27 protein-coding genes are annotated in these 26,034 nt (G+C 69.9%); 21 read left to right on the top strand and 6 right to left on the bottom strand.

What is annotated here, in order from left to right; translation table 11 throughout:
* Positions 1–23 precede the first annotated feature (23 nt).
* Positions 24–1,778: a VanW family protein gene (locus DNK52_RS02990; protein ID WP_162598570.1), complete on the top strand. Its 1,755-nt coding sequence runs from the start codon at positions 24–26 to the stop codon at positions 1,776–1,778.
* 30 nt (positions 1,779–1,808) lie between these two features.
* On the opposite strand, the gene DNK52_RS02985 is transcribed toward DNK52_RS02990, so the two are convergent.
* Positions 1,809–2,789, bottom strand: a complete 981-nt coding sequence (locus DNK52_RS02985; RefSeq protein ID WP_110239354.1) for a GNAT family N-acetyltransferase — start codon at positions 2,787–2,789, stop codon at positions 1,809–1,811.
* 126 nt (positions 2,790–2,915) lie between these two features.
* On the opposite strand from DNK52_RS02985, the gene fdxA reads away from it, so the two are divergent.
* Positions 2,916–3,239, top strand: a complete 324-nt coding sequence (fdxA, locus tag DNK52_RS02980) for a ferredoxin (protein ID WP_110239352.1) — start codon at positions 2,916–2,918, stop codon at positions 3,237–3,239.
* 5 nt (positions 3,240–3,244) lie between these two features.
* Positions 3,245–4,375, top strand: a complete 1,131-nt coding sequence (dapC, locus tag DNK52_RS02975) for a succinyldiaminopimelate transaminase (protein WP_110239350.1) — start codon at positions 3,245–3,247, stop codon at positions 4,373–4,375.
* Positions 4,376–4,404: 29 nt separating this feature from the next.
* Here the strand turns inward: dapC and DNK52_RS02970 are convergent, their stop codons facing one another.
* Both DNK52_RS02970 and dapD read right to left on the bottom strand, forming a co-directional pair.
* Positions 4,405–5,379 carry a VldE C-terminal domain-containing protein gene (locus DNK52_RS02970; protein WP_110239348.1) on the bottom strand — a complete coding sequence of 325 codons (975 nt, stop codon included), beginning with the start codon at positions 5,377–5,379 and terminating at the stop codon, positions 4,405–4,407.
* Between the two features lie 3 nt (positions 5,380–5,382).
* Positions 5,383–6,342 (bottom strand): 2,3,4,5-tetrahydropyridine-2,6-dicarboxylate N-succinyltransferase, encoded by a 960-nt coding sequence (gene dapD, locus DNK52_RS02965; RefSeq protein WP_110239346.1) that lies wholly within the window; start codon positions 6,340–6,342, stop codon positions 5,383–5,385.
* A gap of 29 nt (positions 6,343–6,371) precedes the next feature.
* Between dapD and DNK52_RS02960 the strand changes: the two genes are divergently transcribed.
* From DNK52_RS02960 to DNK52_RS02900, 13 genes are all read left to right on the top strand, one after another.
* The gene (locus DNK52_RS02960; RefSeq protein WP_162598569.1) at positions 6,372–6,767 is read left to right on the top strand and encodes a hypothetical protein; all 396 of its coding nucleotides are present in this window, start codon (positions 6,372–6,374) and stop codon (positions 6,765–6,767) included.
* Positions 6,768–6,793: 26 nt separating this feature from the next.
* A complete protein-coding gene (locus DNK52_RS02955) occupies positions 6,794–7,234 on the top strand; it encodes a hypothetical protein (RefSeq protein ID WP_239455349.1) in 441 nt (146 codons plus the stop codon).
* Positions 7,235–7,607: 373 nt separating this feature from the next.
* Positions 7,608–10,937 (top strand): isoleucine--tRNA ligase, encoded by a 3,330-nt coding sequence (gene ileS, locus DNK52_RS02950; protein WP_110239342.1) that lies wholly within the window; start codon positions 7,608–7,610, stop codon positions 10,935–10,937.
* A 9-nt stretch (positions 10,938–10,946) separates the two neighbouring features.
* Positions 10,947–12,257 carry a hypothetical protein gene (locus DNK52_RS02945; protein ID WP_110239340.1) on the top strand — a complete coding sequence of 437 codons (1,311 nt, stop codon included), beginning with the start codon at positions 10,947–10,949 and terminating at the stop codon, positions 12,255–12,257.
* Positions 12,257–12,949, top strand: a complete 693-nt coding sequence (locus DNK52_RS02940) for a hypothetical protein (protein ID WP_110239338.1) — start codon at positions 12,257–12,259, stop codon at positions 12,947–12,949. The genes DNK52_RS02945 and DNK52_RS02940 overlap by 1 nt, the downstream gene beginning before the upstream one ends.
* Entirely contained in the window at positions 12,949–14,151 is a 1,203-nt protein-coding gene (locus DNK52_RS02935) for a hypothetical protein (RefSeq protein WP_110239336.1), read from the top strand. Before DNK52_RS02940 ends, DNK52_RS02935 begins: the two co-directional genes overlap by 1 nt.
* Before the next feature lie 29 nt (positions 14,152–14,180).
* On the top strand, positions 14,181–15,293 hold the full coding sequence (gene dapE / locus DNK52_RS02930) for a succinyl-diaminopimelate desuccinylase (protein WP_110239334.1): 1,113 nt from the start codon (positions 14,181–14,183) through the stop codon (positions 15,291–15,293).
* Positions 15,290–16,051 (top strand): LOG family protein, encoded by a 762-nt coding sequence (locus DNK52_RS02925; protein ID WP_110239332.1) that lies wholly within the window; start codon positions 15,290–15,292, stop codon positions 16,049–16,051. Before dapE ends, DNK52_RS02925 begins: the two co-directional genes overlap by 4 nt.
* Positions 16,052–16,064: 13 nt before the next feature.
* Complete coding sequence (locus DNK52_RS02920) at positions 16,065–16,337, top strand: DivIVA domain-containing protein (RefSeq protein WP_239455348.1); 273 nt, start codon at positions 16,065–16,067, stop codon at positions 16,335–16,337.
* A 55-nt stretch (positions 16,338–16,392) separates the two neighbouring features.
* On the top strand, positions 16,393–16,815 hold the full coding sequence (locus DNK52_RS02915) for a hypothetical protein (RefSeq protein ID WP_110239330.1): 423 nt from the start codon (positions 16,393–16,395) through the stop codon (positions 16,813–16,815).
* 143 nt (positions 16,816–16,958) lie between these two features.
* Entirely contained in the window at positions 16,959–17,126 is a 168-nt protein-coding gene (locus DNK52_RS02910; protein WP_110239328.1) for a DUF3117 domain-containing protein, read from the top strand.
* A gap of 92 nt (positions 17,127–17,218) precedes the next feature.
* A complete protein-coding gene (locus DNK52_RS02905) occupies positions 17,219–18,679 on the top strand; it encodes a leucyl aminopeptidase family protein (RefSeq protein ID WP_239455406.1) in 1,461 nt (486 codons plus the stop codon).
* The gene (locus DNK52_RS02900) at positions 18,676–19,014 is read left to right on the top strand and encodes a hypothetical protein (protein ID WP_110239326.1); all 339 of its coding nucleotides are present in this window, start codon (positions 18,676–18,678) and stop codon (positions 19,012–19,014) included. Before DNK52_RS02905 ends, DNK52_RS02900 begins: the two co-directional genes overlap by 4 nt.
* A gap of 31 nt (positions 19,015–19,045) precedes the next feature.
* Here DNK52_RS02900 and DNK52_RS02895 read toward each other — a convergent pair whose 3' ends face one another.
* Complete coding sequence (locus DNK52_RS02895) at positions 19,046–19,648, bottom strand: O-methyltransferase (RefSeq protein WP_275426129.1); 603 nt, start codon at positions 19,646–19,648, stop codon at positions 19,046–19,048.
* Positions 19,649–19,964: 316 nt separating this feature from the next.
* Between DNK52_RS02895 and sigE the strand changes: the two genes are divergently transcribed.
* From sigE to DNK52_RS02880, 3 genes are read left to right on the top strand one after another with little or no spacing between them, the layout of a single operon-like run.
* Positions 19,965–20,555, top strand: a complete 591-nt coding sequence (gene sigE, locus DNK52_RS02890; protein WP_110239322.1) for an RNA polymerase sigma factor SigE — start codon at positions 19,965–19,967, stop codon at positions 20,553–20,555.
* Positions 20,552–21,076 (top strand): hypothetical protein, encoded by a 525-nt coding sequence (locus DNK52_RS02885; RefSeq protein ID WP_110239320.1) that lies wholly within the window; start codon positions 20,552–20,554, stop codon positions 21,074–21,076. The genes sigE and DNK52_RS02885 overlap by 4 nt, the downstream gene beginning before the upstream one ends.
* Entirely contained in the window at positions 21,073–22,449 is a 1,377-nt protein-coding gene (locus tag DNK52_RS02880) for a S1C family serine protease (protein ID WP_162598568.1), read from the top strand. Before DNK52_RS02885 ends, DNK52_RS02880 begins: the two co-directional genes overlap by 4 nt.
* 4 nt (positions 22,450–22,453) lie before the next feature.
* Here the strand turns inward: DNK52_RS02880 and DNK52_RS02875 are convergent, their stop codons facing one another.
* On the bottom strand, positions 22,454–22,699 hold the full coding sequence (locus DNK52_RS02875; RefSeq protein ID WP_110239317.1) for a helix-turn-helix domain-containing protein: 246 nt from the start codon (positions 22,697–22,699) through the stop codon (positions 22,454–22,456).
* A gap of 99 nt (positions 22,700–22,798) precedes the next feature.
* Here DNK52_RS02875 and DNK52_RS02870 point away from each other — a divergent pair, with 99 nt between their 5' ends.
* On the top strand, positions 22,799–23,449 hold the full coding sequence (locus DNK52_RS02870) for a hypothetical protein (protein WP_162598567.1): 651 nt from the start codon (positions 22,799–22,801) through the stop codon (positions 23,447–23,449).
* A gap of 12 nt (positions 23,450–23,461) precedes the next feature.
* Complete coding sequence (locus DNK52_RS02865) at positions 23,462–24,751, top strand: CpaE/TadZ family protein (protein WP_110239313.1); 1,290 nt, start codon at positions 23,462–23,464, stop codon at positions 24,749–24,751.
* Here DNK52_RS02865 and DNK52_RS02860 read toward each other — a convergent pair.
* Positions 24,714–26,033, bottom strand: coding sequence for a hypothetical protein (locus DNK52_RS02860; RefSeq protein ID WP_110239311.1), 1,320 nt, complete (start codon positions 26,031–26,033; stop codon positions 24,714–24,716). The two genes, DNK52_RS02865 and DNK52_RS02860, sit on opposite strands and share 38 nt — an antisense overlap.
* Between the last annotated feature and the right edge of the window lies 1 nt (position 26,034).

Genomic DNA, 26,034 nt, shown 5'->3' with positions numbered 1-26,034 from the left:
GTCGTCCCCTCTACACTCGCACCGTGTTCGATTCAAAGCGCGAGGCCAGTGAGACCGCCAGCGACCCCGAGGTTGCCTCCGAGGAGAAGGCCGGTGGCCGTGTGGTCGCCGGTGTGCTCCTCGGTCTGGTCGTGCTGGCCGGTGGTTCGTACGTCGTGGCCCACCAGGTCACCGGCGGCAAGGTCCCCCGGGGCACGTCGGTGGCCGGCGTCGCGGTCGGTGGCCATGAGGCCGACGACGCGGTCGCGCTGCTCGAGGAGGGGCTGGAGGAGCGGGTGGACGCCCCGCTGGAGCTCGTCGTCGGCGATGACGAACGCGAGGTGACTCCGGCCGAGGTCGGGCTCAGCGTCGACTACCGCGAGTCGATCGAAGCGACGGGTGGCAGCGACTCCTGGGCCCCTGAGCGGCTCTGGACCTACTTCACCGGTGGCGGCGACGTCGACGCAGTCGTCGACCTCGACGAGACCAAGTTCTCCGCGCTCGTCGCCAACCTGGACAAGGATCTCGGAAAGAAGCCGGTCAACGGGGCGATCGCCTTCGACGGTGCCGAGATCGTGACGACCGAGGCGGAGGAGGGGGAGGCGCTCGAGGAGGACGTCGCACGCAACGCCTTCCTCGCCGCCTACCTCGGGCCTTCGCAGGTGGTCGAGCTGGACATGACCACCCAGGAGCCGGAGATCGGGGCCGACGCCGTCAACGAGGCGCGCAACTCCTTCGCCAACCCGGCGGTCTCCGACCCGGTGGTGCTGGTCTTCGACCAGACCCGGGTGACCCTCGCGCCGGCGGACTACACCCGCGCCCTCAAGCTCGACGCCGAGGACGGCGCCCTCGTGCCGTCCGTGCGGCCCAAGAAGTTGGCGGCCGTCCTCGATGACGCCCTCGACGGAGCTGGTGGCCCGGTCGATGCCACCGTCGCTCTCCGCAACGGTCGCCCTGTCGTGGTGCCCGACGAACCGGGCATCAGCTATGACCAGGACGAGGTCAACAAGGTCTTTCTCGAGATCGTGGCCGCTGAGTCCGACCAGCGCAGTGCCGAGGTCGAGGCGAAGACGGCCCGCGCCGAGTTCCGCACGAAGGACGCCGAGGCGCTGGGCATCAAGGAGGTCGTCTCCGACGTCTCCACGACCTTCCCCTACGCGACCTATCGCAACATCAACATCGGTCGGGCCGCCGAAATCATCAACGGCACGGTCCTGAAGCCGGGCGAGACCTTCTCCATGAACGAGACCGTCGGCGAGCGCACCCGGGCCAACGGCTTCACCGAGGGCTTCATGATCGCCAACGGCGTCTTCAAGGAGGACCTCGGCGGCGGGGTCTCGCAGATGGCCACGACGCTCTTCAACGGCATGTTCTTCGCCGGCCTCGAGGACGTCGAGCACAAGCCGCACTCCTTCTACATCAGCCGGTACCCGGTCGGCCGTGAGGCCACCGTCGCCTGGGGTTCGGTCGACCTGAAGTTCAAGAACAACACCGATCACGGCGTGCTCATCGAGTCGACGGTCAGGCGCAGCACCCCCGGCTCCCAGGGCAGCGTGCGCGTACGCATGTGGTCGACGAAGGTCTGGGACGTCTCGAGCTCCACCGGCGAGCGGTACCGCTTCACGAAGCCTGAGACGCGCACGCTGAGCGGTCCGACCTGTGTCCCGAACTCCGGCTACGGCGGCTTCGACATCGACGTCAAGCGGGTCTTCCGCGCGGTCGGGTCGAGTGCGGTGGCTCGTACGGAGAACTTCAACACCCGCTACACCCCCTCCGACACCGTCATCTGCAAGGACTGACTCTCCGCGTCGCGCCGCCCGGCACGCGCCTCAGGGGGCGACGAGGTAGCGGTAGGCGTGGTGGGTGCTGAAGCCCGCCGTGGCGTAGAGCTGCACCGCTGCGGTGTTGGTCTCGCTCACCTGCAGGTGGGCCGTGGTGGCGCCGAGTGAGGCTGCCCAGTCGAAGGCTTCGGAAAGCACCTCGCGGGCCAGCCCCTGGCGCCGGCGCTCGGGGGCGACCCAGAGGTCGCTGACCCCGACCCAGTCGCCCTCCAGGGCGACCCTGACGCTGGCGTCCCTGACGCTGGCGTCCCGGTCGAGACGTACGGTCGCGTGTCGCACGCCAGTGGCCTCCCCGGCCGTCTCCTCGAGCACCGCGCGGTCGCGGGCCGGGCCCAGGGAGCGGAGCACGCGGGAGAGCGCGCCGACCTGGAAGAGAGAGATGCCCGAGTCGTCGCCGGTCCAGCCGAGCTCGGTCAGGGCGGCCTCGATCTCGTCGCCCACCACGACCTGGGCCAGCGCGGGCTGGTGCCGGGCGGCATAGAACTCGACCACCGCCGCCGCGGCCGCGCGCGTCGGGACTGCGGGGTCCCCGATTGCCAGAACCGAGTTGGCGCGGCGCACGAGGCGTCCTTGCTGATGCTGGCTGTCCACGACCGCACCGGCCGCTCGCAGCACCCAGTCGCCGAGGCGCTGCTGCTCGGCTTCGGGCCACAGGGCGAGGGTCCGCAAGTGGGCCTCGCGCGGCGTCGTACGCAGTCGGACCGACGGCCGCGGAGGCACCGGCTTGCCGGAGACGATGTCACCGATGTGGATCGCGACCACCGTCCCCTCGGCGGTCTCGACCTCGCAGAGGCCCCGAGCCCAGGAGCGGCAGACGCCCAGGGTGTCCGTCATGGCTGGACCGCCACTGGGGCCGACCTGGCCCGGCAGCACGCGGCGTACGACGACACGCGTGCCCACCACGTGTGGGCCCAACGTGTGCTCCCCGATGAGGTGAGTCGAGGGTTGCGCGGCCGTGGGCGTGTCCATCTGTGAGCCCTGCGTGGGACGGGTGGTGGGGATGGGAGAAACTAAGGGGGTCTCCGGGCTTGGTTCCACATTTGGATACTAGGCTGGAGCCGTCTGACCCAGAGCACTGCAACCCGAGGAGGAACGGTGACCTACGTCATCGCCCAGCCGTGTGTCGACCTCAAGGACCGCGCGTGCGTCGACGAGTGTCCTGTCGACTGCATCTACGAGGGCAAGCGGATGCTCTACATCCACCCGGACGAGTGCGTCGACTGTGGTGCCTGTGAGCCGGTGTGCCCGGTCGAGGCCATCTTCTACGAGGACGACACGCCGGAGGAGTGGAAGGACTACTACGACGCCAACGTCAACTTCTTCGACGACCTCGGCTCGCCCGGTGGCGCCGCGAAGTTCGGCGTGATCGAGCGCGACCACCCGATGATCGCTGCGCTGCCCCCTCAGAACCAGGACTGAGGCGCGTGCCGAGTCACGCACCCGGCGCCGTCTCGTCTCGACTCCCTGACTTCCCCTGGGACAAACTGACCGAGCACGCTGCTCGGGCGCGCTCGCACGCGGACGGGATCGTCGACCTGTCGATCGGTACGCCGGTGGACCCGACCCCCGCCGTGGCGCAGCAGGCGCTGTGCGACGCCGCTGACTCTCCGGGCTACCCGATCACCATCGGCCGCATGGAGACCCGTCAGGCGATCGTCGACTGGCTGGTGCGCACCGCTGGCGCCACCAACATCGGCGTCGACGGTGTGCTGCCGCTGGTGGGGTCCAAGGAGTTCATCGGCGCGCTGCCGATGCACCTGGGACTGGGGCCCGGCGACCTGATCGTGCAGCCCGCGTTGGCCTACCCGACGTACGAGGTCGGCGCTGCTCTGGTCGGGGCCGAGATCATCGCGAGTGACAGCCTCACCGGGATCGGACCGCGCAGGCCGAAGCTGTTGTGGCTCAACAGTCCGTCCAACCCCACCGGCAAGGTGCTGCCGGTCGCCCACCTGAAGAAGGTCGTCGACTGGTGCCGCGAGCGTGGGGTGCTGCTCGTCTCCGACGAGTGCTATCTCGAGTGCGCCTGGGACTCCGACAACCTGCCGGTCAGCGTCCTGCACCCGGACGTCTGCGGCGGCGACCACACCGGGATCCTGGCGGTGCACTCGCTGTCCAAGCGGTCCAACCTGGCCGGTTACCGCTGCGCCTTCGTGGCCGGTGACCCGGAGGTGGTCGCCGAGCTGCTGGCCGTACGCAAGAACCTCGGCCTGATGATGCCCGAGCCGCAGCAGCGGGTGATGGCTGCGGTGCTGGCCGATGACGACCACGTGGCCGAGCAGCACGCCCGCTATGCGGCTCGCCGCCGCGACCTCAAGGCCGCTCTGGAGGCTGCGGGGTTCACCGTCGAGCACAGCGAGGCCAGCCTCTACCTGTGGACCACCCGCGAGAGTGACGACACGGATTGTTGGGACCTGGTCTCCTGGTTCGCCGAGCGCGGCATCCTGGTGGCGCCCGGCGCCTTCTACGGCGGGGCTGGATCCCGACACGTCCGCGTCGCCTTCACCGCGACCGACGAGCGGGTCGCTGCGGCCGTCGAGCGTCTTCGCGCCGGCTGATCCGGCGCTTTCCCGGCTTCGGGGCTGTGCTACCGGTGCACGTCCACATGCACGTGGTCGCGGTGCTCCAGGATCTCCCGATTGCCCTTGGAGGTGCGGGGCACCCGGTAGTCGCGCCAGCCGTCGGAGGAGCGGCTCCCTGACTTCCAGATCTTGCCGTCGAAGATGACGGTGCTGATCGCCAGCCGGTCGGCCTGGGCCACCAGGTAGTGGGCCATCGCCCACCCTCGTCGCTTGTTCTGCGCGTTGATCGGGCGGTAGAAGATGTCGACCGCGCGGCCCTCGTAGTGGGTCGAGCCGCTCATGTGACCTGAGTCGACCCCGCGTGGCTCGAAGCCACCGAGGGCCTGGTCCCCGAAGGCGGCCAGCAGGTCACGGCGTACGCCGTCGGCGCGCTCGGTGAGGCCGTTCTCCTCGAGGTCCGGCGAGGTGGTGTCGGGGTTGCCCTCGGTGATGCAGTGAAAGGAGCCGCGCGAGTTGCCGCTCAGCGCCGACGCCAGCACCCGGGCATCTTCCTCGTGGTCGGCGTACGCCTCGGGATAGGCCGAGCGCTGCACCCTCTGCGCCGCGACGGTCACGTCGAGCTTGCGGTAGTCGGGCACCTTGACCAGGGCGTCGTAGAAGGCGTTGGTGGAGTGGAACGGGTCCAACACCTCCTCCTCGGTGCCCCAGCCCGTCGACGGCCGCTGCTGGAAGAGGCCCAGTGAATCGCGGTCGCCGTAGGTGATGTTGAGGATCTTCGACTCCTGGTACGCCGTGGCGAGAGCGATCGTCACGGCTCTGGCCGGCAGCCCTCGGGACTGGGCGATGGCGGCGATCAGTGCAGCATTCTCCGCCTGCTCGAGGCTGAGGCGCACCTCAGTGCCGTCCACCTCGGCGACGCACTCGTGGGTGGTGAGGAGGGGGCGTACGCCCCGGTCGAACAGGACCGTCACCCCGATGACGACGGCGGCGACGAGCGCCAAAGTGATCAGCGTGCCGACCACGCGCCGTCCTCGGGGCATGCGTCAGTCGTTCGCGTGGAGCGCGGCGTTCAGCTCGATGCCCTGGCTTTTCCGGGCCACCGCTTCGATGGCGCCCGAGACGGAGTTGCGGCGGAAGAGCACGTTGTCCGCGCCCGACAGCTCGGAGGCCTTCACGACGCGGGACGAGTCGCCGTCCCGACTCGGCACCACGGTGACCTTGGTGCCGGCGGTGACGTAGGTGCCGGCCTCGACGACGCAGTCGTTGCCCAGTGAGATTCCGATCCCGGCGTTCGCGCCCAACAGGCAGCGCTCGCCGACGGAGATGACCTGCTTGCCGCCACCGGAGAGGGTGCCCATGATCGAGGCGCCGCCGCCGATGTCGGAGCCGTCACCGACGACGACACCTGCGGAGACCCGACCCTCGACCATCGAGGCGCCCAGGGTGCCGGCGTTGAAGTTGACGAAGCCCTCGTGCATCACGGTCGTGCCGGCGGCGAGGTGGGCGCCCAGGCGGACCCGGTCGGCGTCGGCGATGCGTACGCCGCTGGGAAGGACGTAGTCGACCATCCGGGGGAACTTGTCGACGCCGTAGACGGCGACGCTCTGGCCGGCGGCGCGCAGCCGGCCACGCGTCAGCTCGAAGCCCTCGACCGCGCACGGCCCGGCGGAGGTCCACACGACGTTGTTCAGCAGGCCGAAGACGCCGTCCATCGACAGACCGTGCGGCTGGACCAGGCGCGAGGAGAGCAGGTGCAGACGCAGCCACACGTCCTGCGTGGTGGCCGGAGGAGTCGAGAGGTCGGCGATCTCGACGAGCTCGACGTCGGTGCGCACCCGGCGCGCGTCGTCGGTGTCGGCCAGGCTCGCCAACTCCTGGGGGGCCTCGGCGCCGTCCGGCGTGCCCAGCGCGGGGGCCGGGAACCAGGCGTCGAGGACGTTGTCGGAAGCATCACGGGTCACGAGGGCGAAGCCCCAAGCAGCAGTCTGACTCACGTGGGTCATCGTACGGGGGGCCCGTTAGCATTCCTCACGTGTATCCAGCCCTGACGTACGCGGTGGCGGCCTTGCTGGGCCTGCTCGCGATTCTTGCTCTGGTGGCCATCGCCAAGCCCTCGCTCGACCGACCGGCGCGGCTCGCGATGAAGGGTCTGCACGGCGCGACCGCCTTCGTCGTCGCCCTCGACGCGGTCATGCTGCTGCAGGGGCACGAGGTGGACAACAACGTGACCCACATCGGCTACATGGTTGCTGCCGTGGGGTTGCCGGTCATCCTGCTCAACCAGCGAGGTGAGGTCGACGAGAAGGGCAAGCCGGTCCTCGACGACGAAGGCAACCAGGTCCCGGCGCCCCCGCCGCACCTCGGCGTCGTCGCCGTCTGTGCGCTCGCGATGGCCGTGCTGGTCGTCCGTCTGCAGATGACCCTGTGAGCCGTGAACCTGTGACCCGTGACCCGGTGAGCACTGACCCCGTGCGCCCGAAGCCTCCCGCGCGCAGCCGGGCGCTCGGCCAGCTGCTGATCGCGGCCTACGCGGTCTTCGCGATCTCCGCGGGGGCGCGCTCCTTCTCCCAGATCGTCACCGATTTCGACGCTGCCCCGGTCGCCTACCTGTTGTCGTTGGTCGCGGCGCTGGTCTATCTGGTCGCCACGGTCGCGTTCCGCAAGCCGGGGCGTACGTGGTTCCGGGTCGCGCTCGCCGCCTGCCTCTTCGAGATGGTGGGTGTGCTGGGCGTGGGGTTGTGGACCTACCTCGACCCGGAGCTCTTCGCGGAGGCCACGGTGTGGTCCCACTTCGGTGCCGGTTACGGCTACGTGCCGTTGGTGCTGCCGTTCATCGGGCTGGCCTGGCTCAGGCACGTCGAGCCGGAGACCCGCCCCGCCGGGAACGGCACGTAGGTCACACGGCGCCGTGCACCGAGTTGTGTGCACGAAGTGCACCGAAACGCCGGCAACTGGACCAGTTCGCGCACACAAGCGCTCGGCGAGGACGAGATTGGCGGCTGTCGCGGACTATTGCGTACGATCGTCGCAGGCGTCTGAGCCGTCATCAGCGGCGAGCCTTCGGAAGAACGGGTCTCCCACGCCGGGGAGCGCCCCAGTAGAACCGAACGGGAGTGGCCCGTCACAGCCCACACAATGAGTGGCCCTCGTGCTTCTGCGCGGCGGGCAAACGAGGTGGTACCGCGGCTCCCGTCGTCCTCGTGTGAGTGATCCCAGCACAGCGTGATCCCAGCACCCACACGACCGACGTACTACGCAGGAGCCCCTCATGGCCTACCCCTTGGTCTCGCACACCGGCGCGCAGAGCGTCCCCTCGAGCCCGCGCTTCCCCGCGATCGAGGAGGCCGTCCTGGGGTACTGGCAGGCCGACGACACGTTCGCCGCCAGCATCGAGGCCCGCGACGGTGGCGCGCACGGCGAGGACGAGTTCGTCTTCTACGACGGCCCGCCCTTCGCCAACGGGTTGCCGCACTACGGCCACCTGCTGACCGGCTACGTCAAGGACATCGTCCCGCGCTACCAGACGATGCGCGGCAAGTTGGTGGAGCGCCGCTTCGGGTGGGACACCCACGGCCTCCCGGCCGAGCTCGAGGCGATGCGCCAGCTCGACATCAAGACCACCGACGAGATCGTCGAGATGGGCATCGACAAGTTCAACGACGCCTGCCGTTCCTCGGTCCTCCAGTACGCCGACGAGTGGAGGACGTACGTCACCCGTCAGGCCCGCTGGGTCGACTTCGACAACGACTACAAGACCATGAACCCCGAGTTCATGGAGTCGGTGATGTGGGCCTTCAAGACGCTTCACGAGAAGGGCTGGATCTACGAGGGCTTCCGGGTCCTCCCGTACTGCTGGAAGGACGAGACCCCGCTCTCCAACCACGAGCTGCGGATGGACGACGACGTCTACAAGATGCGTCAGGACCCGGCCGTCACGGTCGGCTTCACCCTCGAGGACCGCGGCGAGGACAGCCCCCTGGACGGTGCGAAGATCCTCGTCTGGACGACCACGCCCTGGACCCTGCCCTCCAACCTCGCGGTGATGGTCGGCTCCGAGATCGACTACGTCGTGGTCGAGGCCCCGGTGCCGGGTGTCGAAGGCACGAAGGCGCGGTACGTCCTCGCCGCGGCCCTGCTCCCCAAGTACGCCCGCGAGTTGGCCGACGAGCACGGCGAGTTCACCGTGCTCGCCACCTACTCCGGCGCCGACCTGGTGGGACGCACGTACACCCCGCCGTTCAGCTACTACGCGGGCCACGCAGGAGCCTTCCGCGTGGTGGCGGCCGACGACGCCGTGACGACCACCGACGGTACGGGTGTCGTGCACACCGCCGGCGCCTTCGGTGAGGTCGACAAGGAGGTCACCGACCGTGAGGGCATCGAGGCCGTGATGCCGGTCGGCAAGGACGGCCGCTTCACCCATCCGGTCGTCGAGTACGCCGACACCCTGGTCTTCGACGCCAACGCCCCGATCATCGAGCACCTCAAAGCAGCCACCCGCGGTGAGAGCGGTCAGCACGGTTCCGTCTCCGAGGGCACGGTCCTGCTACGCCGGGAGTCGTACGAGCACTCCTACCCGCACTGCTGGCGCTGCCGCGAGCCCCTGATCTACAAGGGTGTCTCGTCGTGGTTCGTCGAGGTGACGGCCTTCAAGGAGCAGATGCTCGCCAACAACGAGCAGATCAACTGGGTGCCTGACCACATCAAGCACGGCCAGTTCGGCAAGTGGCTCGAGAACGCCCGGGACTGGTCGATCACCCGCAACCGCTTCTGGGGCTCCCCGGTGCCGGTGTGGAAGTCCGACGACGAGGCCTACCCGCGCCTCGACGTGTACGGCTCGTTCGAGGCCATCGAGCGCGACTTCGGCCGCCTGCCGCTGAACGCTGACGGTGAGCCCGACCTGCACCGCCCGTGGATCGACGACCTGACCCGCCCCAACCCCGACGACCCGCGTACGCCCGAAGAGGGGCAGTCGACGATGCGGCGGGTCGCCGACGTGCTCGACGTCTGGTTCGACTCCGGCTCGATGTCCTTCGCGCAGAACCACTACCCCTTCGAGAACGGGGACTGGTTCGACGGCACCGCGGAGAAGAAGGGCCACTTCCCGGGCGACTTCATCGTCGAGTACATCGGTCAGACCCGCGGGTGGTTCTACACGTTGCACGTGCTCGCGACCGGCCTCTTCGACAAGCCTGCCTTCTCCAACTGCATCAGCCACGGCATCGTGCTCGGCTCCGACGGGCAGAAGATGTCGAAGTCACTGCGCAACTACCCCGACGTCTCCGAGGTCTTCGACCGCGACGGGGCCGACGCGATGCGCTGGTTCCTGATGTCGAGCCCGATCCTGCGCGGCGGCAACCTGGTGGTCACCGAGTCCGGCATCCGCGACTCGGTGCGCCAGGTGATGATCCCGCTCTGGAACACCTGGTACTTCTTCCAGATGTACGCCAACGCGGCCGGCTACACGGCGAAGAAGCGTGCCGCCGACGACCAGTCGACGCACCCGATGGACCGCTACCTGCTCGCCAAGACGCGCGAGTTCGTGGCGACCTCTACCCAGCTGCAGGACGACTTCGACATCGCCGGGGCCTGTGAGGCGACGCGCACCTTCCTCGACGTCCTGACCAACTGGTACGTACGCCGCTCGCGGGAGCGCTTCTGGGCAGAAGGTGTGACCGATGGGGACGTGGCTCCCGAGACGGCCGACGCCTTCGACACCCTCTACACGGTGCTGGAGACCCTGCTCCGGGTCGCGGCGCCGCTGCTGCCGCTGGTCACCGAGGAGATCTGGCGCGGACTGACCGGCGGGCGTTCGGTGCACCTGACCGACTGGCCCACCCTCGACGAACTGCCCGCCGACGACGACCTGGTTGCGACCATGGACCTCGTCCGTGACGTCTGCTCGGCCGGTTCCGCGCTGCGCAAGGCGGCCAACCTGCGCAACCGCCTGCCCCTGGCCGGGCTCACCGTCGTCGCCCCCGGCGCGTCGGTCACCGGTTTCGAGGCGCTGGTCGCCGACGAGCTCAACCTGAAGTCGGTGCGCGTGGTCGACCCCGAGGCCGAGGAGGCGAAGGCGTACGCGGTGGAGCAGAAGCTCACCGTCAACGCCCGTGCCGCCGGTCCGCGGTTGGGCAAGAACGTCCAGCTCGCGATCAAGGGGTCGAAGTCGGGTGACTGGTCCGTCGATGCCGACGGCACCGTGACCGCTGGTGGCCTGGCGCTCGTCGAGGGGGAGTACACCCTCGAGACCGTGGCCGGTGCCGGGGACGGCAGCACCGCGACCGGCATGCTGCCCGTGGGCGGCTTCGTGGTGCTCGACACCCAGGTCACTCCCGAGCTCGCCGCTGAGGGTCTGGCCCGCGATCTCGTGCGGGCCGTGCAGCAGGCGCGCAAGGACTCCGGCTTCGACGTCTCCGACCGGATCGCGCTCGTGGTGGCCGGCTCCGAGACCGTGCAGGCGGCCGCCCGGACCCACGAGGCGTTGGTGGCGGGGGAGACCCTGGCCACCTCGTACGCGGTCGAGGCGGGCGTCGAGGCGGGCGTCGAGGTCGTCGTCGGTGACGGCGAGACGGCTTTCCTCACCGTGTCGAAGTCCTGAGGCACGGCGGTGCTCGCGGCGGACGCAACCGATCTCGACGCTCTCGCGGACGCGCTGCGCGTCGACGGTGTGGTCATCGACCGGGTGATGGGCAGCGGTGAGGCGCAGGAGTCCCACGACCGGATCGCTGCGCTGATCCGCGAGGTCCCCTTCCCGGTCTACGTGGCGCTGGTCCGCACACCGGACGGCGTGACCGGAGAGGGCCACCGGAGCAGCGAGTCGATGGCGGCGCTGCTCCACCGCCGCCTCGGCGGCAAGGGCCTGTACGTCGTCGCCACGACGAGCGGCACGCCTGTCATCGTCTCCTACGGCCTCGGCGCGGACCCGGCCCTGCTCTCGTTGAGCGCCTCGTCGAACGAGGAGCTCATCGAGCAGGAGGCGGAGCGGAGAGGCGTGCGACTGTCGTTGCCGGACGTGGTGGAGGCGGAGGCCCACACGCTGGAGGCCGAGGCGCTCGTGGCGGAGGCCCAGGAGCACAACGAGGCCGGGTACTACCCCTCGACCCTGGACGAGGAGGAGGTCCGGGCACTTGCTGAACGGTCCGTGGCCGTCTTCGAGCGGGCTGAGTGGCGTCCCCGTTCTGAAAAGTTCGTCGATGTCCGCACCGCCTCGACCGGGTTCTCCGTCCTGGTCGGCGGGGTGGTGGGCCTCGTCGTGGCGTTGCTGCTCGGGCAGTCGCTGCGAGGATGGCCGCGACACGCCTCTCAGGTGGCATCGCGAGGGACCTCGAAGAGCAAGTCGCGCGGGCTCTCAGCTGCGTCCCCGAGGACGCCACCGGTGGACCCGCCCCCGGCGCCCCCGGCCCCGGGGACGCCGGTCCTGAGCACCGAACGTGCCCGCGCCACGACGTTGGTCGGCGCCCTGGCCAAGCAGCTGTCGCGGGTCGACCTGCAGCGGGCCGATGCCGACCTGGTGACCACGGCGACCACGGCACGTACGGCCGCAGAGCACCTGCTGGACTCCGAGGACGTGGCTGACCTGGTGGGTGCCCAGGTCCTCGCCCGCACCGGCAGCCGCGACCTGGAGCGTGCCCGCCGGGGCGGGAAGGAGGCGTACCGACCGTGCTTCTTCGACCCGCGGCACGGGGAGGCCAGCGGGCGGATCGGCTGGCGCCTGGGGCAGGGACAGGTCGAGGTGCCGTGCTGCCGCCGTTGCAGCGCCGACGTCACCGCCGGCCGTGAGCCCGAGGTCCTCCGGCTCAAGGGCCGCCGAGGCCCACGCCCGTACTGGGACCGTCAGGACGTGTGGGCACGCACCGGCTTCGGTGCCGTCTCCGACTCGCTGGCCGCAGAGGTGCTGCGCGAGAGGGAGTCACGTTGATGGCGCCCGGGAAGCCGCTCTGGCGTACGTACGGGTGGGTGATCGGCTGCGTGGTCGGTCTGGCGAGCGCCGTCGGCGCAGGCGTCGCGATGCAGGAGTTCCAGGAGGGCCGCGAGCAGCGCGACCTCAGCGCCCGGATCGCCGAGTTCGAACGGGGCGAGGAGTTGCCGGCCCCCGTCGACGCGGTACGTCAGCTGCTCGAGCAGCCGGGTCGCGTGGCCGTCGACCCCGAGCTCAGCGACCGGGTCGGGGAGCAGCACCTGGCGCGCGTCGAGGCGGCGTTGGCGAGGGCCGAGGCACCAGCCCGCGTCGCCTACCTGCGCGCACCCCTGCTCGACTCCGGGTACCGACCTTCGGGAGCGGCGGCGCAGTGGGCGCACGCGATCGGCGAACGAGGCTTCTACGTGGTGCTCTTCGACGACGGGCGCGCCGAGATCCAGACGATCGACCTGGAGAAGCCCTACCTCGACGCCCAGGTCAAGGGCCAGCCCGGTCCGGCCATGGTGCGCATCGCCGAGGAGATGGCCACCTGGGAGGCCGAGGAGCGCACCATGACCCCGGTGAGCGACTTCGACGAGTGGGGCGGGTTCACGGACGGCGCGGTGTTCGCCCTGTTGGCAGGCGGCTTCGTCGTCGCTCCCGCATTCTTCGCGCTCCGCGCGTTCAGCTCCCGGAAGAGGAAGGCCGACTGATGAGTGGCTCCATCGATGACACGACGCTCGCGCTGATCGAGGAGGAGATGCGCGGCGACGGGGTCTGGATCGATCCGGCCTTCGCCCGCGCCAACGACATCTCGGCCAGCGACGAGGCGTTCCTCGAGCAGACCGTGGCCGGCGCCGAGCACGCGGACATGAAAGTGGTCCTCGTCGAGATCGATCGCGACGACCCCCTCTTCCAGGGCCGCTTCTCCAACCTGTCGGCCTGGTTGCACGACAGCGTCGGCGGTGACGCCACCTACGTGGGGTTCGATGAATACACCCTTCCGCAGTTGAGCGTCGCGGCCTTCGGCGACCAGCCCGAGACCTCCCATGCCGCAGACATCGCGACCAGGGAGCACCCCGACGACCTCGTCGACGCGGTGGGGCGGCTCCAGGAGTTGCTCGACGACGGGTCGGCCCCCGACCTGTGGGAGCAGATCCCCCGCGATGAGCGCTATCCGTGGACTGCCGACGACGGTCCGTTCGAAGGCTTGGGTGACTGGGTGGAGGGCCTGTCCGGCACGGCATGGCTCGGCGTCGGCGTCGCTGTCCTGGCCGCCGTGGCGGCCGGAGTCGTGTGGGTCCGGAGCCGGCGTCCCCAGACTGCCTTCGTGCTGCCCACGGCGGTGCTCCGCTCGGTGCGCGCGGCCGAGGACCGGCAGGTCCAGCAGCAGGCCGACCGTGAGGTGCTCGCGCTGGGCGAGGCGCTCGGGGCCCAGCAACCCGCACCGGAGTCGTTGGACACCTGGCAGCAGGCGCTGGACCACTACGACGCGGCCCGCTCGGTGCTGGACCACGCCGGTTCACCGGCCGACGTGGTGGGAGCCCTGGTGCTGGCGCGTCGGGGCGACTCGGCCCGCGCGAGCGCCGTGGCCGGCGAGCCCGGGGGGCCGTGGCAGCCTCCGATGAACTGCTACTTCAACCCGCTGCACGAGGGCCGGACGGAGCGGGTCACCTGGAAGCATGAGGAGCGGTCCGTCTCGGTGCCCGCCTGCGCGGCGTGCGCCACCCAGGTGCGTGCGGGTCGAGAGCCTGACGACGTCCTGGACTTCATCCAGGGCGATTCCACCGTGCACTACTACCGACTCGACATCGGGGCCTGGAGCGGCACCGGCTACGGATCGGTGGAGCCGGACCTGATCGCAGCCCTGCGTCGCAACCGACGACGTCGCGGGCTGGCGCGCCTGCGCCCTTGATCCGCGGGCCCGGATGATTGGATGGAGGCATGACTGAGTCCCAGATCGCGAGCGTGGACCTGGCGGCGGACGTCGTCACCCTGACCGAGCAGCTGGTGAACATCTTCTCGGTGAGCCACCAGGAGCAGGAGATCACCGACGCCGTGGAGCGGGCGTTGCGGACCCTGGACCACCTCGAGGTCACCCGCCGCGGCCACACCCTCGTCGCCCGTACGCACCTGGGGCGCGACGAGCGGGTCGTCCTGGCCGGTCACCTCGACACCGTGCCGCTCAACGACAACCTCCCGGCCCGGCGTGACGGTGACCTCCTGCACGGGCTCGGCACGTGTGACATGAAGAGCGGCGACGCCGTCATCCTCAAGATCGCCGCGACCCTGACTGAGCCCAACCGCGACCTCACGTTCATCCTGTACGACGCGGAGGAGGTCGCCTCCGAGTTCAACGGCCTGCGCCTGCTCGCGGAGAGCGATCCCGACCTGCTGGCTGCCGACTTCGCCATCCTGATGGAGCCCTCCAACGCGGGCGTCGAGGCAGGCTGCCAGGGCACCCTTCGGGTCGAGGTCCGTACGTTCGGCGAACGCGCCCACTCGGCACGCAGTTGGCGCGGGGTGAACGCGATCCACGGCGCCGGGGAGATCCTCAACCGTCTCGCGGCCTACGAGGCGCGACGTCCGGTGATCGACGGACTCGAGTACCACGAAGGGCTCAACGCGGTCGGGATCAACGGCGGGGTCTCGGGCAACGTGGTGCCCGACGAATGCGTCGTGGAGGTCAACTTCCGTTTCGCCCCCGACCGCTCGGAGCAGGAAGCTGAGGCGTACGTCCGCGAGTTCTTCGCCGGCTTCGACGTCCGCGTCACCGACTCTGCCCCCGGTGCCCTGCCCGGGTTGGACCGACCGGCCGCGAAGGCGTTCGTGGAGGCGGTGGGCAGGGAGGTCCACCCGAAGTTCGGTTGGACCGACGTGGCGCGGTTCTCGGCACTCGGCATCCCCGCGGTCAACTATGGTCCCGGCGACCCGCTCTTCGCCCACAAGAAGGACGAGCACGTGCCGGTGGCCGACATCATCGCGTGCGAGGACGGACTGCGGACGTGGTTGACCGGGCCGACGCCTGCGACCCAGCAGACAGGAGAGTCGAGATGAGGGACCAGTTCCAGGGGCCGGTGCGGCTGCGCCGCGGTCAGATCAACGAGGAGACGCACGACCAGCGTCTGCTCGACTCCCGTGGCCCCTCCGACTGGGTGCACACGGACCCGTGGCGCGTGATGCGGATCCAGGCGGAGTTCATCGAGGGCTTCGGCGCACTGGCCGACCTCGGCGCGGCGATCTCGGTCTTCGGGTCTGCCCGCACGCCTGCCGATCACCCCGACTACGCAATGGGGGAGCGGGTGGCCCGCGGCCTCGTCGAGGCCGGCTTTGCCGTCATCACGGGTGGCGGCCCCGGAGCCATGGAGGCGGCCAACAAGGGAGCCAGTGAATCCGGCGGGGTGAGCGTCGGTCTGGGGATCGAGCTGCCCTTCGAAGCGGGCCTCAACTCCTGGGTCGACAAGGGTCTCAACTTCCGTTACTTCTTCGCCCGCAAGACGATGTTCGTGAAGTACTCCCAGGGCTTCGTGGTGCTGCCCGGTGGGGTGGGCACGCTCGACGAGCTCTTCGAGGCGATGACCCTCGTCCAGACCGGGACCGTGACCTCCTTCCCCATCGTGCTGCTCGGGGTCGACTACTGGTCGGGCATGGTCGACTGGCTCCGGGACACTGTGCTCTCGCGCGGCATGATCAAGCAGTCGGACCTCGACCTGCTGACCATCACCGACGACGTCGAGGAGGCCGTGGCCGTGATGGTGGCCTCCCGCGAGGACCGGATCGCCTCGCCACCACGGCGGCGCGGCCAGTGGGACTGAGGGGGAGCAGACGATGATGTGGCTCGCGGTGATCCTGGGCGTGCTGGTGCTGGGAGTGGTGGCTGCGGTCGCCGCTGGACGCTTCGGGCACCTGCCCGACGCGGAGACCCGGCTCGGTCGGACGGAATCCGGCGGGGGACCGGTCCGGGCCCAGGACCTGCGTACGGTCCGCTTCGGCCTCGCGTTCCGGGGGTACCGGATGGACGAGGTCGACGCCCTGCTCGACCGGGTGGCCGAGCAACTGGAACAGGCCGACGAAGTTCAGGGCCAACCGAGCGCAGACTGAGGCGACAGACCGAGTTCGTGGCGCTCCCGGTGGGCTCTGGTGCAGACTCAGGGCTGTGTCTCCTCAAATCATCGTCTGGGTCCTGAGCCTGCTCGGTCTGGTTGTCGTCGCGCTCACGCGCAAGCGACTGGGCGCGGAGGACTCCAGCAGCAGCAAGACCGTGAGCCGTACGATCCTCAACGTCCACACCGCGGTGGGCGCCCTGGCCGTCCTGGTGTGGGCGGTCTTCCTCGTGATGCCCAAGTCGTCCTTCCTGGGCGGTCCGGTGGTGGGAATCGTCGCCCTCCTGCTGTGGTGGGTCACTGCCTTCGCGGGCCTTGCCCTGCTCCTGCGCTGGCTCCCCTCGCACGGGCGCCACGCCGACGTCGTCGGGGAGGACGAATGGGCCGAGGGTCCGGGACTCTCCCTCTTGGCGCACATCGGACTGTTGCTCGGTGTCCTCGTCTTCACGTGGGCGTTTGCCACCGGGGTCGTCTGAGTCCTCACGGGCTCGCGTGTGTGCGCGCGAGTGCGGGTTCTGGCCCTGTGGTGCGAGTCACTCCCCGTATGGGGGATAATGGAGGCCACGGCATTTCCCTGCGACCACCCGGTCGCGCAACCACAGGAAGCAGAGGTGCGCTCATGGCGGCCATGAAGCCGAGGACTGGCGACGGACCGTTGGAGGTCACCAAGGAAGGTCGCGGCATCGTGATGCGCGTCCCTCTGGAGGGTGGAGGTCGGCTCGTGGTGGAGCTCAAGGCCGATGAAGCCGTTGCCCTGGGCGACGCCCTCAAGGACGTCGTCGGCTGATCGTGACCGCGAGCAATCCGGTGTCGATGCCCGCTCAGGTCTCACCTCCTGAATTCGCGCTGAGTTCTCTCGCGCCCCACGAGCTGGGCGGTGTGGAGTGCTTGGCCCTCCCTGTCCTCCCGGCCGAGACCGACGGGGGTTCAGTCGTGCTCGGGCCGGGTGCCGACGAGGCGTCCGAAGCGCTGGGCGTGGATCTCCTCGGTGTGCTCGAAGGCATGGCGGCCACGGGCAGGGCGGGCGAGATCACTCGCGTTCCCGTGCTGGTGGGCGAGTGGCGACTGGTGCTCCTGGTGGGCGTGGGCGACCTGTCCAGCACTTCCTTCCGACGGGCAGGAGCGGCGTTGGCCCGAGCGGTCAAGGACCGCGCCAGCGTCGCGACCTCGATCGCCTCCATCGCGCCGCCTGCTGAGTTCCGCGCCTTCGTCATCGGCACCATGCTGGGCTCCTTCGAGTTCCACTGGCGCTCCGAGGGCGCGAAGGCGCGCCCGGTTCCCCGGGTCGTGCTCGCGGGGCTCGACGAGTCACCCACTCACCGCGACGAGCTGCGTCTCGCGCTCGCGCTGGGTGGAGCCGGTTGGCGTTCGCGACTGCTCGCGACCGTGCCGTCCAACTTGAAGAACCCCGCCTGGCTCGCCGACCAGGCCGTCGAGATGGCTGCCCCGGCCGGCCTCGCGGTCCGGGTGTGGGACGAGAAGGAACTGGCCGAGCAGGGGTTCGGCGGGATCCTGGGCGTCGGTCGGGCCTCGGCCACCCCGCCCCGGCTGATCCAGGTCTCGTACGAGCCGTCGGCCGAGCACGGGTCGGACCTGCGCCACGTGGTGCTGGTGGGCAAGGGCATCACGTTCGACTCCGGAGGCCTGAGTATCAAGCCCGCGCAGGGCATGGCCACCATGAAGCGCGACATGACCGGTGGAGCGGTGGTGCTGGCCACCATGGCGGCACTCGCGGACGTCGGCTGCCGCGTACGGGTGACCGGTCTGGTCGCTGCCGCCGAGAACGCGGTCGGCGGCGACGCCCTGCGTCCGGGCGACGTGATCACCCACTTCGGTGGACGGACCTCGGAGGTCAACAACACCGACGCGGAGGGACGTCTCGTGCTGGCCGACGCGATGGCCTACGCCGTCGCCGAGCTCGAGCCGGACGTCCTGGTCGACGTCGCCACGCTCACCGGCGCGATGAAGGTCGCTCTCGGGCTCCAGACCGGTGGCCTGTTCGCCAACGACGAGGTCCTCGCCCAGCGGCTCCTCGAGTGCGGAGACGCCGCCGGCGAGCCGCTCTGGCGGATGCCCCTGGCTGCGGACTACGAGGAGAAGCTCGAGTCGAAGGTGGCCGACGCCGACAATGCTGCGGGGGGCCCCGGCGCCATCACTGCGGCGCTCTTCCTGCAGCACTTCACCGGAGGCCTGCCCTGGGCCCACCTCGACATCGCGTCGGTGGGCGACTCGACCTCCGACCGGCACGAGTGGACCGAGGGGCCGACCGGATTCGGCCCGCGACTGCTGCTGGACTGGCTCGGTCAGGCCGAGCCCTTGGCCGCGGTGGGTGCGCGATGAAGGGCCTCACCGTCCGGTGGTCCCTCACGGACGCTCCTCAGGACGCAGCCCAACTGTTGCGCGACTACGTCGCGGAGGCCTCGTTCCCGCGTTTCACCGGCATGCAGGGGCTGCGGTTCAAGACCTGGCGCATGCGCGAGGGCGAATGGTTCGAGGGCACGTACGTCTTCCTCAGTGACGAGGCGCGCAGCGAGTTCGAGTCGACCTTCCGCGCCGGAGCAGCGACCTCGCCGGTCTCCGAGATCGTGGGGTCACCGCCCGACCTCGTCGAACCGTTCGAGGTCGTCGCGATCGCCGAGGGCTGGGAAGGGTTCGAAGCGACCGCGCGCGGCTGACCGGCGTACGTCGCAGGTCAGACCTCTCCGGTCACACTTCTCCGGCCCACTCCTTCTTGGCCACCAGCAGACCGTCACCGACGGGCAGCAGGACCGGCACCAGCGAGTCGTGCTCGGAGATCAGTCGACTGAGCTCGCGGATGGCCAACGTCTCGGAGTCCCGCTGCGACGGGTCGGCGACCCGGTCGTGCCACAGGGCGTTGTCGAAGGCCACCACGCCGCCGGGGCGCAGCAGGCGCAGCGCCTCGGCCAGGTAGGCGGAGTACTCGCGCTTGTCGCCGTCGACGAAGACGAGGTCGTAGTGACCGTCGGTCAGGCGGGGGAGCACGTCCAGCGCCGAGCCGGAGATGGTGCGGGCCCGCTGCGAGGGGATGCCGGCCTCGGCGAAGGTCTCCTTGGCCAGCCGCTGGTGCTCGGCCTCGATGTCGACCGTGGTCAGGACGCCGTCGGGGCGCATGCCGCGCAGCATCCAGAGCCCGGAGACGCCGGTCCCGGTCCCGATCTCCACGACCGTACGAGCCTCCAGCACCGCAGCCAGGAAGCGCAGCGTTGCGCCGACCCCGGAGCTGATCGGGGAGACCCCGACCTCGTCGGCGCGCGCCCGGGCGGCGAGGAGCACCTCGTCCTCGGTCACGAACTGCTCGGCGTAGTTCCAGCTCGAAGGCTTGATCGGAGCGGTGATGATGACCTCCTGGGTCGGGTCGGCCCCCTCAGGGGCCGGGTGGAGCGCGTGGTCGCCGCGGGCACGGCCTGCCTGCGGAACTCTATCGTCAACGAGAGAGTCCCAGCAGCGGGAACACAGGCTCGTGGCGACTCGTTGTGACTGTGAGGCACTTCTTCATCGCCTCACAGGTTCCTCTCAGTCCGTCGTCATAGCCTCAGTGGCCCGAGCACCAGGAGTACGAGTCTTGTTCGGACTTCCGCATCGCCCGCGTCAACCGGAGGAAGCCATGGAGCCGCAGCCCCTGGACGCCGTCCCCACGTGGGACGAGGTCGTCACGCAGCACTCCGACCGGGTCTTCCGGCTCGCCTACCGACTGACCGGCAACCGGCACGATGCCGAGGACCTCACGCAGGAGGTCTTCGTCCGGGTCTTCCGCAAGCTCGACACCTACACGCCCGGCACCTTCGACGGCTGGCTGCACCGCATCACCACCAACATCTTCCTCGACCAGGCCCGTCGCAAGCAGCGGATCCGGTTCGACGCGCTCTCCGACGAGCGGGCCAGCCGGCTCAGCAGCAAGGGCCCCACGCCGGACATCGAGATCGCCGAGCAGAGCTTCGACGACGACATCGAACGAGCGCTGGCCACGCTCCCGCCCGACTTCCGCGCGGCCGTCGTGCTCTGTGACGTCGAGGGTCTCTCGTACGAGGAGATCGCCGCCATCATGGACGCCAAGCTCGGCACGGTGCGCTCGCGCATCCACCGAGGCCGAGCGATGCTGCGCACGGCGCTGGCCCACCGCGCCCCGGCCGGCGGACGGGAGCGGTATTCAGGCCCCTCCACGGAACCGATCCGGGTGCTGGGAGGTGCCTCGTGATCGGGCACCTCGGGTCCCGGGTCAGCGCACTCCTGGACGGACGCCTGCCCCAGGCCGACGAGGAGCGGGCGTGGGAGCACGTGCACCTGTGCCACCCGTGCCGTGACGCGGTCGAGCGTGAGGGATGGGTCAAGACCCGACTCGCCCAGTTGAGCCATGACCACTCGGCCTCGTCGCACTCGTTGCGCGAGAGCCTGTTGAGTCCTTCCTTCGCGGCCGGCGTGCCGATGGGTCTCCCGGTCGGTGAGACCGCGGCGTCACAGCCAGCCCTGCGGACGCGCCACCTCGTTGCCCTGAGCGGCAGTGCCCTGGGGATGGCCGTGGTGGGCGTGATCGCGCTGGGTGCTGCTCCGGCCAACGCCCCGCAGATGGACCGTCGCGGGCCGGTGACCAGCATCGTGCCCCCCTCGGCCTCGGCGGACACCCGGCCGGTCCCGGTCGCGCCCTCGGTTCCCTCGTCGACACCTTCGGCGACCACTTCCGTGCGACTGAGCGTCGTTCGGGAGAAGATTGCTCCGTGACCGACGACTCAACGCGCCCCCCGCACCCGCCGCAGGACCCCCAGCACCCCGAGTCCCCGGCTGCGCCGACTCCGACTTCGGGGGCGACACCCCCGACGTACGAGGCACCGGCGCCGATGCACGAGGCGCCGACTCCGACGTACCAGGCACCCACCCCCGCTGAAGCCATGACCCCGGGGAGCGAGGTCCCGCCGGCGCCAGCCCCGCTCGCCCCGCCAGCCCCGCTCGCCCCGCCAGCCCCGCTCGCCCCGCTCGCCCCGCCAGCCCCGCTCGCCCCGGTGGCCCGGCCCGGCCGGCGTGGGGTGCCCGGTTGGACCTGGCCGGCCCTGGCAGCGCTGGCGTTGGTGGTCGGACTCATCGGTGGCGCGCTCGGTGCCACCCTGCACGAGGAGTTCGGGGGACCGTCGTTGGGTCTGCAGAAGTCCGGGGTGCGGACCGCGCCCCCGCTCGAGGAGGGGAACACCTCCGTCTCCGCCGTGGCAGGTGAACTGCTGCCCAGCACCGTGCAGATCCTCGCCACCAGTGGCCAGGCCAACGGCACGGGCTCAGGGTTCATCCTGGACAGCGCTGGCCACGTCGTGACCAACAACCACGTGGTGACGGCTGCAGCCGCCGGCGGCGAGATCCGGGTGGTCGACTACCAGGGCCGCATCCACGCAGCCGAGATCGTCGGTCGCAGCGCCGTCTACGACCTCGCGGTGCTCCAGGTCGACGGGGTCCGGGAGCTCGCACCGGCCAGCCTCGGGGCGTCCGAGGAGCTCCTCGTCGGGGACCAGGTGATCGCGTTCGGAGCCCCACTGGGCCTGAGCCAGACCGTGACCGCGGGCATCGTGAGTGCCCTGAACCGTCCCGTCACCACGGGATCAAGTCGTGACGAGTCGTCGTTCATCAACGCCGTGCAGACGGACGCCGCGATCAACCCCGGCAACTCGGGCGGGCCGTTGGTCAACATCGCGGGGCAGGTGGTCGGGGTCAACTCCGCAATCGCCACGACGGGCGGACTGATGCAGGAAGCAGGCAACATCGGCGTCGGCTTCGCGATCCCGATCGAGCAGGTCAAGGTGACCGCTGACCAGATCCTGCGTACGGGCGAGGCTCGTTACCCGGTGATCGGTGCCCGGGTGAGCACCTCGGAGCAGAACGAACTCGCCGGTGCCGTGATCGATGACGTGACGCAGGGCTCTCCCGCCCAGGCGGCTGGGCTGCGCAACGGCGACCGGGTGATCGCCCTGGACGACAACCGGGTCACCGACGGTGTCACGCTCATCGTCCAGATCCGGACGTACCAGCCGGGTGACGTCATCGAACTCACCATCGAGCGCGACGGTGAGGAGCAGCGGCTGTCGGTGAAGTTGGGCTCCGAGGTCGGCTGACGCCTCAGGAGTCGCTCGACTTGGCCTCGGCCTCCACGAACGGATGCTCGTGGACGAACGCCTTGGTCTCGGTGTACATCTGCTCGATGAAGGTCTCGAGCTGGGCCGACTCCACACGCCACTGCCCGCGCCCGCCGATCTTGATGGCCGGCAGCTCGCCGCGACGCACCAGGGCATAGACCTGGGCGCTGGAGGTGTTCAGCACCTCCGCCACGTCGGCCAGGGTGAGGAATCGAGGTGTCCCGCTCATTTCTCCATGGTGCCACTGAATCGACGCGAGGCGTAGTGCTGGATCCAAGCCTGTGGACAACGTCGGCAGTCTCCATCGAGAGCCGCCAAGATGTCGGTCGTGAAGATGTCGCTGGGGAACACAGAGGTCCTGCCCGCCCAACGAGCCTCCAGCCCCGGCTGGCGCGACCCGCGCCTGTGGATCGGGGTGGCGCTCGTCGCGGTCTCCGTGGTGGCCGGTGCGCGAGTGGTCGGCGGCAGTGACGACAGCGTGGCGATCTGGTCGCTGCGCTCCGACATGGCTCCCGGCGACATGATCACGCCGTCCGACCTGGTGACGAGTCGTGTCCACTTCTCCAACCCCGCCGACGTCGACCGGTACTTCACGGCCGCTGACACGCTCCCGGCCTCTCGACACCTGGTGCGGGGGATCGGGGCCGGTGAGTTGCTGCCCCGCAGCGGGTTGGGTGACTTCGATCCGGAGACCGTCCAGGTCTCGGTCTCCGTGCCCAGGACCCTGCTGCCGCCCACGGTGACGACCGGCGCGACCGTCGACCTCTGGATCACCCCTGCCGGTTCCAGCAGCGGTGAGGGCGCCAAACGTGCGGTGGAGTCGGTGGTGGTCGTCGAGGCTCCGTCGGTCTCCTCCGACCTGTCGGGCTCGGCCACCGAACGCCAGGTGGTCCTGGGCATCCCCGACAACGAGGACGACCTCGCGAAGATCCTCGCGGCGAGCAGCTCCGGTCGGCTCATGCTGGTCGGGCGGGGCTGACCCGTGCGTTGCGTGCTGCTGCTGGCCTCCGGAGCGGCGTGGGAGTCGCAGGCCCTCGACCTGATCGGTGCCGCTTCGGGTCTCGTGGTGCTCAAGCGATGCGTCGACACCGACGACCTGATGGCGAGTGCGACCACCGGCCAGGCCGAGCTGGCAGTCGTGGCGGTCGATGCCCCCGGTCTGGATGCCTCGGCCGTCACCCACCTGCGACGCCACGGCGTCGCACTCGTGGCCGTCACTGCGGAGGCCACGCGCGAGGACACCGACGCCCGCCTGGCCCGGATCGGGGTGCGTGCCGTCCTCCCAGCGGATGAGTTGACCGAGCTCCCCCGGACCCTCCTCGCCCTGGCGGAGGAGGTGGAGCCGCGCGGCGTCCTGACCCCCGGAGTTCCCGATGCCCGAGAGGTCGAGGTTCCGCTCGACCCTCGCGATGACGCAGAGCCTCAACCGGGGGTCCCCGGCCGCGTGATCGTGGTCTGGGGACCCGACGGTGCCCCGGGGCGTACGACGTTGACCGCCGGCATCGGCGGCGAGTTGGCGCGGCGCGGCGTGCGTACGCTCGTGGTTGACGCAGATCCCTCCGCGGCCCTCGCCCAGCACCTCGGGGTGCTCGACCAGGTCTCAGGACTGCTCTCCGCGTCGCGCCTGCTCCTGGGTGGGAGTCTGGCTGAGCGGCTGCCGTCCCTGTGCCGCGCGGTGGAGGACGACCTGGCCGTGCTGACCGGGCTGCCCCGTCCGGACCGACGGGTCGAGATCCGTTCGGGCGCCCTGGGCGAGGTGTTGAGCACCGCGGCGTCCTTGAGCGAGGCGGTGGTGGTCGACGTGGGGTCGACCCTGGCGGACCCGAACTCCGGCCCGGACGACTTCGGTGGCGGGCCCCTGGGGCTCGAGGCGCTCGAGGTCGCCGACGAGGTGGTCGTGGTCGGGAGCGCTGACCCGGTGGGGCTGGCCCGACTGGCCCGTGGCCTCGTCGAGCTCGGAGAGGCGATCGGGGACGTACCGGTGCGGGTCGTCGTCAACCGGATGCGGAGTTCGCTGGGCTGGTCCCAGTCGGACGTGGCCCAGATGGTGGAGGGCTTCGCCCGGGTCTCCTCCCTGCACTTCCTCCCCGACGACCGGGTCGGCACCGACCGTGCGCTGGTGGCCGGCCGGAGCATCGCGGCGCAACCCGGAAGCTCGTTGTCCGGGGCCGTGCGCCAGCTGGTCGACTCCGTGCATCCCGAGAGCTACCGGGCCGACGACGGATCCGCCAAGCAGGGCTGGTTCAGCTGGCGAAGAGCAGGAACAACCCCCCGGCGGTGAAGACGACCATCGCCACCAGCAGCGACAACTGGCCACTCACGTGGTGTCGCGCTGGCAGGACGGTCAGTGCCCGGTCGTGGGAGGAGACCGCGCCGAGGACGTGTCCGGTGACCACGGCCGCGACCTTGAGCACTGCGACGAAGGTGGCCTGGTAGCCGAGCGACCAGTTGATCGCCCAGTCGCTGGTGCCGAACCAGTTATCGCCACGGCTCAACGGGTCGCTCATCTTGATCACGGTGTCCTGGGACATGAAGACGAAGTACGTGAAGTAGTGGGCGACCATGTAGCCGACCACGATGGGCATCATCGAGTGGGCGAAGAGCGGCGGCAGTGAGCTGCGACGGGTCCCCGGCCTGACCCCGGTCGCCATCGTGCCGGCCGCCAGGATCAGCCCGGCCAGCAGGCAGAAGCCGAGCAGTGCCGCGTTGGTCAACAGGGTGGGGCTCGTCGTGCTGCCCTGGACGAACTGGACGAACTGCGGCGACTCACGGAAGGAGTCGTAGGCAGTGCTGCCGAGCAGGACGGCGACCACTGCGACCAGCCCGGGGCCCGGCGTCAGAGTGGCCAGGTTGCGCAGCGGTGAGACGAGGACCAGACGCCCCCTGCTCCGGCCCCAGAGGGACAATTTCGCCAGCAGCGAGGAGTAGACCTCGAACGGGTCGGCCCGGCCGAGGAACCTGTTGCCGTAGAGGAGGGCCCCGATCACCATGACGGCGCAGTAGACGGTGATCCAGAGGCGGAACGGCCCGAGCTGGTTGGAGTTGGGCAGCACGAGCTCGAACCACACGAAGGCGTACAGACCGACCGCCGCAGGCCACGTCCCCAGCCGGGCGGGGTAGTCGTACAGGCCTCGGTCGGGGTCGATGCGCAGCAGCGTCGACAGCGCCCAGTTGATGCTGCGGAAGGGGCTGATGGCCCGCCACACCGGACCGAGGAGCAGGCTCAAGGGCACGATGCCGACCCAGACCAGGACGAAGAGCATGCCGAAGACCGGGTTGGAGTCCAGGTCCTGGCCGAAGACCAGCGGGATCAGGAGGTAGACGAAGGCCAGCAGCCCGATGACCCGGAGCGCGACCCGGGTGGCCGGAGCGTCGACGACGCGCTGCAGGGCCGGCAGCGGGTGGGTGTGCTCGTCGGACTCGAAGCGCGGGCTGCGCCAGGCCATCGCCAGCACGGTGAACGAGACCAGGAGCGCTGCGACCGCACCGAGGATGGCGAACTCCGCCGGAATGGGCAGGTCCTTGGCTCCACCCAGGCCGTGGGCGGAGAGACTTTGGTCCACC

It is taken from the genome of Nocardioides gilvus (assembly GCF_003194605.1).
GTDB lineage: Bacteria > Actinomycetota > Actinomycetes > Propionibacteriales > Nocardioidaceae > Nocardioides > Nocardioides gilvus.
The sequence above is the reverse complement of the archived record's forward strand: the minus strand, read 5'-3'. Positions and strand labels throughout refer to the sequence as shown.

What these genes read in the sequence shown, in the direction of transcription:
- dapD (WP_110239346.1), bottom strand. Translation starts at nt 6,342, where the DNA reads ATGACCCACGTGAGTCAGACTGCTGCTTGGGGCTTCGCCCTCGTGACC.
- DNK52_RS02940 (WP_110239338.1), top strand. Translation starts at nt 12,257, where the DNA reads ATGGCGCCCGGGAAGCCGCTCTGGCGTACGTACGGGTGGGTGATCGGC.
- DNK52_RS02875 (WP_110239317.1), bottom strand. Translation starts at nt 22,699, where the DNA reads ATGAGCGGGACACCTCGATTCCTCACCCTGGCCGACGTGGCGGAGGTG.
- DNK52_RS02970 (WP_110239348.1), bottom strand. Translation starts at nt 5,379, where the DNA reads ATGCCCCGAGGACGGCGCGTGGTCGGCACGCTGATCACTTTGGCGCTC.
- DNK52_RS02935 (WP_110239336.1), top strand. Translation starts at nt 12,949, where the DNA reads ATGAGTGGCTCCATCGATGACACGACGCTCGCGCTGATCGAGGAGGAG.
- DNK52_RS02910 (WP_110239328.1), top strand. Translation starts at nt 16,959, where the DNA reads ATGGCGGCCATGAAGCCGAGGACTGGCGACGGACCGTTGGAGGTCACC.
- DNK52_RS02920 (WP_239455348.1), top strand. Translation starts at nt 16,065, where the DNA reads ATGATGTGGCTCGCGGTGATCCTGGGCGTGCTGGTGCTGGGAGTGGTG.
- ileS (WP_110239342.1), top strand. Translation starts at nt 7,608, where the DNA reads ATGGCCTACCCCTTGGTCTCGCACACCGGCGCGCAGAGCGTCCCCTCG.
- sigE (WP_110239322.1), top strand. Translation starts at nt 19,965, where the DNA reads ATGGAGCCGCAGCCCCTGGACGCCGTCCCCACGTGGGACGAGGTCGTC.
- dapE (WP_110239334.1), top strand. Translation starts at nt 14,181, where the DNA reads ATGACTGAGTCCCAGATCGCGAGCGTGGACCTGGCGGCGGACGTCGTC.
- DNK52_RS02925 (WP_110239332.1), top strand. Translation starts at nt 15,290, where the DNA reads ATGAGGGACCAGTTCCAGGGGCCGGTGCGGCTGCGCCGCGGTCAGATC.
- DNK52_RS02900 (WP_110239326.1), top strand. Translation starts at nt 18,676, where the DNA reads ATGAAGGGCCTCACCGTCCGGTGGTCCCTCACGGACGCTCCTCAGGAC.
- DNK52_RS02985 (WP_110239354.1), bottom strand. Translation starts at nt 2,789, where the DNA reads ATGGACACGCCCACGGCCGCGCAACCCTCGACTCACCTCATCGGGGAG.